The sequence below is a fragment of the Microcoleus sp. Pol12B3 genome (genome assembly GCF_036701355.1).
GTDB lineage: Bacteria > Cyanobacteriota > Cyanobacteriia > Cyanobacteriales > Microcoleaceae > Microcoleus.
On record NZ_JAUBQS010000113.1, the window covers coordinates 1 to 7,928 of the forward strand.

The following is a 7,928-nucleotide window of genomic DNA, read 5'->3' on the forward strand; positions in this document are numbered from 1 at the left end:
CACAGCAATCGTTTGGGGGTTTTGTGTTGCCGAATCTATCTTCCTTTCTCTCTGCTTAAATATCTGCGGAATGTGGGATAAAAAGCTATCAGCTATAAAAAGCTCGGATTTACTCCCTAGGCAACTTGTCAGAAAATAGCAGGATCAGGTAAAATCGCTTGTGAGAATTTTTCGCTCAAAAGTCAACAAAATAAATGTGCAAATTAGCGATCGATAAAACCTGGGTGGTAAGTCTACTGGCGGTCAGCTTAGCTGTAGCAAGCAACAGCTTTTTGCTTTTTACCCACCATGCGAGTTTTGCTGGCGAAATATCTCAAACTAACGAACAAGAAAGAGCCCCTGACGGCAAGATAGTTCCCGTTAATGGCAAAGTCAATGTTAGATTAACCAATAAAACCAACGATCGACTGTTTTTTCAGGTGGTTGGACAGACTAACCGCCAGAGTTTAGCGGAAAATTCAACAGTCGCGCTGCCCGCATTGACATTACCCGCCTCCATTGTATTTAGGCGACTAGATGGTGCATTATTGAAACCCAGTTTGAAACCTGCTGGCGAAGGAACAGTAGAGGTAAGATTAGACGAGACAAATGATTTAGGTTTGGATAAAACATCTTTAAGGATTCGGAATGACGGCGCAATTTTTCTCAGATAGACAACATTCAGTGAAGTTTAGATTTGAGATTTGAGATTTTAGATGGACTCCACAGCCACTCGCTGGCGGCTAGAACTGTTGTCTAAACCATGATTTATCTCAACAACTCAAGTCCGGGGATTGTATCCGTATTTGGGTGTCAGAGTACAGTTAAATAATGTAAAATCAACTTGACAATCGCTCCGATAACTCGACCTCACCCTTCCATATACTATCCGAGTTCCTATGTCAATCAAAAAGATTCTTTCCATAGCGCTGTTAATTTTCATCCCCATTTCCATCGCCGCTGAGTATTTGCACTGGGGTTCTCTGGCAGTTTTCATCACATCCGCTTTAGGCATTATACCTCTGGCTATTTGGTTGAGCACCGCAACAGAAGAAGTGGCGATCGTTACAGGCCCCTCCATAGGCGGCTTATTAAATGCAGTCTTCGGCAATGCTACGGAATTAATTATTGCCATAGTTGCTCTGAAAGCAGGCTTAATTGACATTGTGAAAGCCAGCATAACCGGGACAATTATTAGCAACTTGCTCTTAGTCATGGGATTTTCCATGCTGCTAGGAGGAATCCGTTACAAAGAACAAGAATTTAAACCGATTATCGCGCGGGTGAACGGTTCCACAATGACTCTAGCAGTAATTGCAATCCTGCTGCCGACAATGGTAATTTATACCTCCAATGGAGTCGAACCCGCAGCCATTCAGAATCTTTCCTTAATAACTGCGATCGTCCTAATTGCAGTTTACGCTCTAACTCTGCTCTTTTCATTAAAAACTCACAGCTATCTTTACGATGTTGGGTTACTCGAACTAGAGTCAGAAAATCCTCAAAATACTAAAGAGGAATCTACTACGCACAAACCGAATTTGTGGCTGTGGATAGGAGTGCTAGTTGCCTCAACTGTTGCCGTTGCTTTTGAATCAGAAATTTTCGTTGGTGTTGTGGAAGAAACTACCAAAGGATTGGGATTGACGCCGCTGTTTACAGGGGTAATTCTGTTGCCGATTGTTGGCGGGGCGGCCGAATATGTAACTGCGGTGGGAGTTGCGATGAAAAACAATATGGATTTGTCAGTTTCTGTCGCGATGGGTTCGAGTTTGCTAGTTGCTTTGCTGGTAGCGCCGGTGTTGGTGATTATCGGATTGGTGATTCACCAGCCGATGGATTTAAACTTCAATCCATTTGAAGTAGTTGCAGTTGCCATTGCCGTGACAATTGCTAATCTAATTAGTCTCGACGGCCGCTCGAATTGGCTCGAAGGAGTGCTGCTTTTAGCAACATACACCGTCTTAGGAGCCGCATTTTACTTTCACCCGATTACTTAAACCAATAATTTTGTTGGAGGGGCAATCTCCTGTGGTTGCCCCTTTTCACCGGAAAATAACTTCTCTTTGTTCTTGTTTGTTATTGCTCTGTCTCTTCAGCCGTTAATTAAAGCAAATAATTTGATGACAGAAAGTAGTTACGGACAGCGACACTGTTGAACAGGAAAACACTCTCGTCTGCAACTTCTTTTTCTGCCTTTACGGTCGCGACAATCAGCAGTATCCCGACATTCGACCTTATCTTCGCAAATTTGCTGACGGGGAAAAGTACCTAAGCTTTCTATAGAAACTTCAGCAGTAAGCGCACCCTGTTCTATAACTTGGTCATTTTCTTTAATTTCATAGATAAACTTATTTTCTCCCTCTAAAACCGAAAAAGTTCTTGTTTTGTGACTGTTACCCAACTTAAATCCAAAATCCTCGGAAAACTCACCTTTTTCGTAACCTCTATCTGTGTAAGGATATGGGTTAGTTTCCATTCCCTCAGTCACATTTTTAATTATCACCCTTCTATTAGGGCCGGGGGGAGTCTTGCTGGAAACAAATCGAGCGCTTTGCGAATCAGGAGAGAAGACAGTACCTGCACATGAACCTACATATTGAATGCGCTTGAATTGAATCAAATTAATATTAAAAGTGTTTTCGTTTTTGACCCTAAATTGTGCTTCGCCAGTCTGCTGAGCGTTGACTGTGAAAGCTGCTATTGTCAAAAAAATTGCCCCCATAAAAATAGCTAGAAATTTGATTTGTGACCTCCCCGTAACAAATCTGGCCTGTTCCATCTGTCTCTACCTCTAATGTGAATAGATAGCATTTTGTTTAGGAGTTATTTTAACTTGCGATCTGAGGTGTTGTCAAAGTAGATCGAATAAGGTTTCTAGTGAAGGCTTGATTCTTGGATGCTCAGTTGCGGAAGGAAGGACGGAAGTTATTAGTGCGAACTTTACAGAGTCAGGAATGAAGTCTTGAGTACGAACTTAACTACCAAGTTACTCGATCGCGCCATCTCTCTAAAATCTTGTCCCCGACTCCCTGTACCCGTGAGACATCATCCAAAGAAGTGAAAGGTTGCTGTTGCCGCGCTGCAATAATTCTCTCGGCTAACTTCGGGCCTACCCCTGGTAAAGTTTCTAATTCTTCCTGAGTCGCTGCATTTAAATTAACTAACTTTTTAGCCGCAGCAATTTGAGGTTTAGCACCCGCAGACTTTGATGCTTCTTGTAGTGAATCGCACTCTTTTTTCTTAGAATCAATTCTCTGTTTGATTCGGGCGGGAATTCCCAAGATTGCACCTTTGTAAAGCCGATCGAACTCCCGCTCAAAATGGGCCGCAACTGTGGGACTCTCGATCGCCAGCAGCGTCTCGTCATTCCCGTGATTTGCAGCCTCACTCCAGTTGTGAGAACCTGTAAGCACCGTTTTGCCGTCCACAACGCCGAATTTGTGGTGCAGGCGATCGCCCATCGGTAATAGCGGCACTCCCACCGCAGTCAGTGGCTTTCTCCAAGGGCGATTGTCAGCTTCTAACCGACAATTTTCCCTGAAAGTCGCCCCCATCATATCCAAACCTTCACTGTAAGAGCGATAAATAAAATTAGAGTCAATTAAAGCTCGCACCGCAACTCCTCGCCCAGCTTCAATTTCCAAAGTATTGGACAATCGCTGAGCAGAAAATACAAACAGTGCCAAATCAACCGACTTTTTCGCACTACCCAAAGTTCGATTTATCAAACCGTTGGCGCTTTTTTCCCAAGGCAAAGTCGCAGTTGTCGGCGAAAATTGCACCGCCACTGTCGAATTCCCTACTCTTACTTTTTGCACTTGACGAAACGGCTTTTTGATGCCAAACTTGCTGTCCGGTTTGCCTCCGGGCCCGTCGCCCCACATGATGTTAAATTCTTGAGTAAATAGTTGCGCTAATTGAGGATTTTCAATTTTCAGTAAATTGTTAGCATTGCCGCGACTTGCTGCTGTTTTAAAATCGCCGTGTATATCGCTTGTGGTAAAATTAGCAGAAGTGACGATTACAGTTTTGCCATCAATTACCACAAATTTGTGGTGCATCAAACCGCTGCCTTTACTGCCGTCAGCAGTATCATCAATTACAGGAATGCCTGCATCCTTGACAATTACCAAAGCATCATTTTGCTTGATTTCCTCGGCACTCAATTTACCGTCTTTATTGCGATCGGCAAGTTGCACAAATTCGCTATAACGATCGCGCTCTCTTTCCGGTAATTTCGCTAACTCCTGAGCTGTAAAATCGCTCCAAGGGCGACTATAGATATGTTCGACAATTAATCTCACTTTAATTCCCGATCGCTGTCGATGGGCCAAAACCCTCGCAATACTGGGCAAGCGAAACTCCTGAACTGCTAAATCTACCGTCGATCCAGCCCTGGCGATCGCAACAGCGATCGAGTTTTCTAAATCATCCCCAGGTCTAGTTTGCTGGCGGTAAGGCTCTGTATAACTCGAAGCGCTCGACTGATTGAAGTATACTTGCAACAAGGGGTCTTGAGGCAATGGAGCCAGACTGAGAGGTAAATTCTGCACGTCTTGCTTTGTTTGTCCGCATCCCGCCAGATTGAGCGCCACCAGCCCAGCACAACAGAAACCGAGTAAATGATAATACAATACAGTCACAAAATTTAAAAAAATATAGAGGTTATTAGCCTTCCCACAGTTCAAATCTATTGGATCAAGTAAAGTTACAACCTATTAAATTTATGCAAGGGAATAGATTTTGCGTCTTGTAGAACTGCCTCGATGCCGGAAGCATCACTGGTAGGGTAGCAGCATTCAGGGGCGTGGGTCAAACCCTATACCGCTGCTTTATGGCTAAAAGAAAAAGAATTTTTCCGTGCGGTCACAAAGGATATGGTAAAGCGTGCCATCGCTGCACGCAAGAGTTGGTGGCGCAGCAGCATTACGTTGAAGTGCTGACACAAAAACAAACCAAAAAACAAGAGAGGGAAGCATCATTTGCTAGAGATATCATCGATCTCAGAGGTCTGCCCGAACACGTAGTCACTAAAGCCCGGGCAATTATAGCAGCTTTAAGCGAAAATAAGAATTACAGAGATTTCGGCGGCAAACGCCTGCGTCACAACCGTTTGATAATCAGTATTCCTGTAACTCGCAACTACAGAATGCTTTGTGAAGATTGCGGCACTTTCTTAATTCCCCAAAAAGTTTTGTCGCACGAAGATTACAACGTCTGCAAGCCAGGAAGTTAGTTATTGGTTATTGGTAGCCACTCACAACAGTCAACAGTCAACATTCATTAATTAGTTATTATGCAAATTTACCTCGACTATAGTGCCACAACACCCGCACGCCCAGAAGCGATTCAAGCCATGCAAAAAGCCCTGACTCAGCAGTGGGGAAATCCTTCCAGCTTGCACGAGTGGGGACAAAGGGCGGCGACAGCTTTAGAATTAGCAAGAATGCAGGTTGCTAGCTTGATTAACGCGCTACCGGAATCGATAATTTTTACGAGTGGCGGCACTGAAGCGGACAATTTGGCAATTATGGGAATTGCCCGTCTTTATACAAAGCCCCAGCATATTATTATCTCCAGCGTAGAGCATTCCGCAGTAGCAGAACCGGCGCGAGAACTCGAACAGTTGGGATGGGAAGTGACGCGCCTACCGGTGGATAAATTTGGCCGAATTCACCCTTTGGATTTGCAAGAGTCGCTGCGCTCAAATACAGTGTTAATTTCAATCATTTACGGACAAAGCGAAGTTGGGACGCTGCAACCAATAGAGGCCTTGGGACAAATTGCGCGCGATCGCAATATCATGTTTCATACCGATGCAGTTCAAGTTGCCGGCAAGCTGCAAGTTGACGTGCAGAAACTGCCCGTAGACTTGCTTTCGGTTTCCAGTCACAAACTTTACGGGCCGCAAGGTGCGGGGGCGCTTTACGTGCGTCCGGGAGTAGAATTAGTGCCAATGTTAGGCGGTGGCGGCCAAGAATTGAAAATGCGTTCCGGGACACAAGCGCTGCCGGTAATTGTCGGTTTTGGGGTGGCGGCGGAGTTAGCATTGCAGGAAATAGATGTGGAAACGCCGAGATTAATTGGATTGCGCGATCGACTTTTTGAGCGATTATCCCACGTACCCAGTTTAGTACCAACTGGCGATCGATATTACCGACTGCCGCACCACGTCAGTTTTTGCATCGTCTCCCCATCCTGTCGCCCTTACCAAAAGAGAGACACAGAGCAAATCACAGGTAAAACTATGGTGAGACAGTTAAATTTAGCCGGAATTGGCATTAGTTCCGGTGCCGCTTGTAGCAGCGGCAAACTAACTCCCAGTCCGATATTATTAGCAATGGGATATGACGAAATCGGCGCAGTTGGTGGAATTCGCTTGACTCTAGGACGAGAAACCACAGAAGCTGATATTGATTGGACAGTAATTGCGATCGAGCAAATTTTGGATAGATTAATGCCCAAGGTAGCATTGTGTAGGAATTAAAAAACTGGGCGGTTGAAGATTGGGCGGTTGGAAAACGCCGTCTTGTCTTCAGTCCGCTTGGCATGGACATCGTTTGTGTAGAGGCGGTTTCAACCGCCGTCTGCATCTCGTACAACAAGCCCCAAAACCCACAACCATGCTACAATAAACCCGATATTATTCACAACTCCCCATAATGGAAGAAAGCCGCGCCCAAGCCTACCTAGAACTAATTCACACCCTGCTGAATTGCCCCAACGGCGAAGAACCGCAGATATTACAAGATAACTCAGAATTGTTGGATGTCCACTTTCTGGAAAGTTGCGAGTTGGTAGCAGAAAAAATGGCACAGCAAGGAGGACAAAACGGCGCTAATTTCCTGCGGAATCTGATCGCTCAGCTAGCACAATTAATCGATATCAACGATGGCGATAACTCCGAAGGTGAAAATCCCCAAGAGTATGCAAACTTTATTCTAGAATTATTGCAAGCAGAAGATGATAGCAATAGCAATACAGCAGTAATTCACTCCATGCTAGCTGAACGAAAGCATCTCCTAAATCCTCGTTTTTCTGACATTTTAGAGCAAGTAGTCGAGAGGTTAGTTGGTGGGGAAAATGCAAAAACTATTGATTCAATTGTCAGCCTCGTTGAAGACTTGAGCATTAATATTAGTAATTTCTCCGGTGGGAATAGAGCGGATAATATTGAAATTGCCCTGGCTGCTTATCAAGTTGTTTTAAATAATCGGCAACCCGGAAGCGAAAAGTTTGCTCAAACTCAAAACAACTTAGCTGCTGCCTACATTACCAGAATAAAGGGCTCGCGGGCCGAAAATGTGGAAATGGCGATCGCCCTTTATGGCGCTGCTTTAACAGTCTATACCCTTGAGGCTTTCCCGGAAGATTGGGCAATGGCTCAAAATAACCTAGCTGCTGCTTACGCCAACAGAATCAACGGTTCGCGGGCGGAAAATATCGATCGCGCGATCGCATTTTTTGACGCTGCTTTAAGTGTTCGTACCCGCGAACAGTTTCCTGAAGATTGGGCAATGATTCAATATAACCTAGGTAATGCCTATAATGACAGAATCAACGGTTCGCGGGATGAAAATCTCGAAAAGGCGCGATCGTTTTATGAAGCAGCTTTAACAGTATATACCCGTGAGCATTTCCCTGAATATTGGGCAATGATTAAAAAGAAGCTGGCTAATGCCTAAAGTGATGCAGCTTTAACAATCTCAGAAACCGGGTTTTTTCCGATATCTTCGCCTCCGATTAAATATCTTCGCAAAAACCGGGTTTCTCGCCACCGCGCACCATCTCAGAAACCGGGTTTTTTCCGATATCTTCCCCTCTCACCAAAAATTCTCGCAAAAACCGGGTTTCTCGCCATTTGGAGAATTGGAACCCACATTCCGCAGATATTTAAGCAGAGAGAAAGGAAGATAGATTCGGCAACACAAAACCCCCAAACGATT

7 protein-coding genes are annotated in these 7,928 nt (G+C 44.7%); 5 read left to right on the top strand and 2 right to left on the bottom strand.

Annotated elements, in window-relative coordinates:
- The first annotated feature begins 194 nt into the window (after window positions 1-194).
- Together QUA53_RS28055 and cax are read left to right on the top strand one after the other, a co-directional pair.
- Complete coding sequence (locus QUA53_RS28055; RefSeq protein WP_333101044.1) at window positions 195-653, top strand: hypothetical protein; 459 nt, start codon at window positions 195-197, stop codon at window positions 651-653.
- Between the two features lie 225 nt (window positions 654-878).
- A complete protein-coding gene (gene cax, locus QUA53_RS28060; RefSeq protein ID WP_333067675.1) occupies window positions 879-1,979 on the top strand; it encodes a calcium/proton exchanger in 1,101 nt (366 codons plus the stop codon).
- Between the two features lie 137 nt (window positions 1,980-2,116).
- Here the strand turns inward: cax and QUA53_RS28065 are convergent, their stop codons facing one another.
- Both QUA53_RS28065 and QUA53_RS28070 read right to left on the bottom strand, forming a co-directional pair.
- Window positions 2,117-2,761, bottom strand: coding sequence for a hypothetical protein (locus QUA53_RS28065; protein ID WP_333101045.1), 645 nt, complete (start codon window positions 2,759-2,761; stop codon window positions 2,117-2,119).
- 199 nt (window positions 2,762-2,960) lie between these two features.
- Window positions 2,961-4,625 (bottom strand): DUF655 domain-containing protein, encoded by a 1,665-nt coding sequence (locus tag QUA53_RS28070; RefSeq protein ID WP_333101046.1) that lies wholly within the window; start codon window positions 4,623-4,625, stop codon window positions 2,961-2,963.
- 191 nt (window positions 4,626-4,816) lie between these two features.
- On the opposite strand from QUA53_RS28070, the gene QUA53_RS28075 reads away from it, so the two are divergent.
- The 3 genes from QUA53_RS28075 to QUA53_RS28085 all read left to right on the top strand — a co-directional run bounded on the left by QUA53_RS28075 (window position 4,817) and on the right by QUA53_RS28085 (window position 7,667).
- Window positions 4,817-5,218 carry a DUF7682 family zinc-binding protein gene (locus QUA53_RS28075; protein WP_333101047.1) on the top strand — a complete coding sequence of 134 codons (402 nt, stop codon included), beginning with the start codon at window positions 4,817-4,819 and terminating at the stop codon, window positions 5,216-5,218.
- A 60-nt stretch (window positions 5,219-5,278) separates the two neighbouring features.
- Window positions 5,279-6,469: a cysteine desulfurase family protein gene (locus QUA53_RS28080; protein ID WP_333101048.1), complete on the top strand. Its 1,191-nt coding sequence runs from the start codon at window positions 5,279-5,281 to the stop codon at window positions 6,467-6,469.
- 175 nt (window positions 6,470-6,644) lie between these two features.
- A complete protein-coding gene (locus QUA53_RS28085; RefSeq protein WP_333101049.1) occupies window positions 6,645-7,667 on the top strand; it encodes a tetratricopeptide repeat protein in 1,023 nt (340 codons plus the stop codon).
- The last annotated feature ends 261 nt before the right edge of the window (window positions 7,668-7,928 follow it).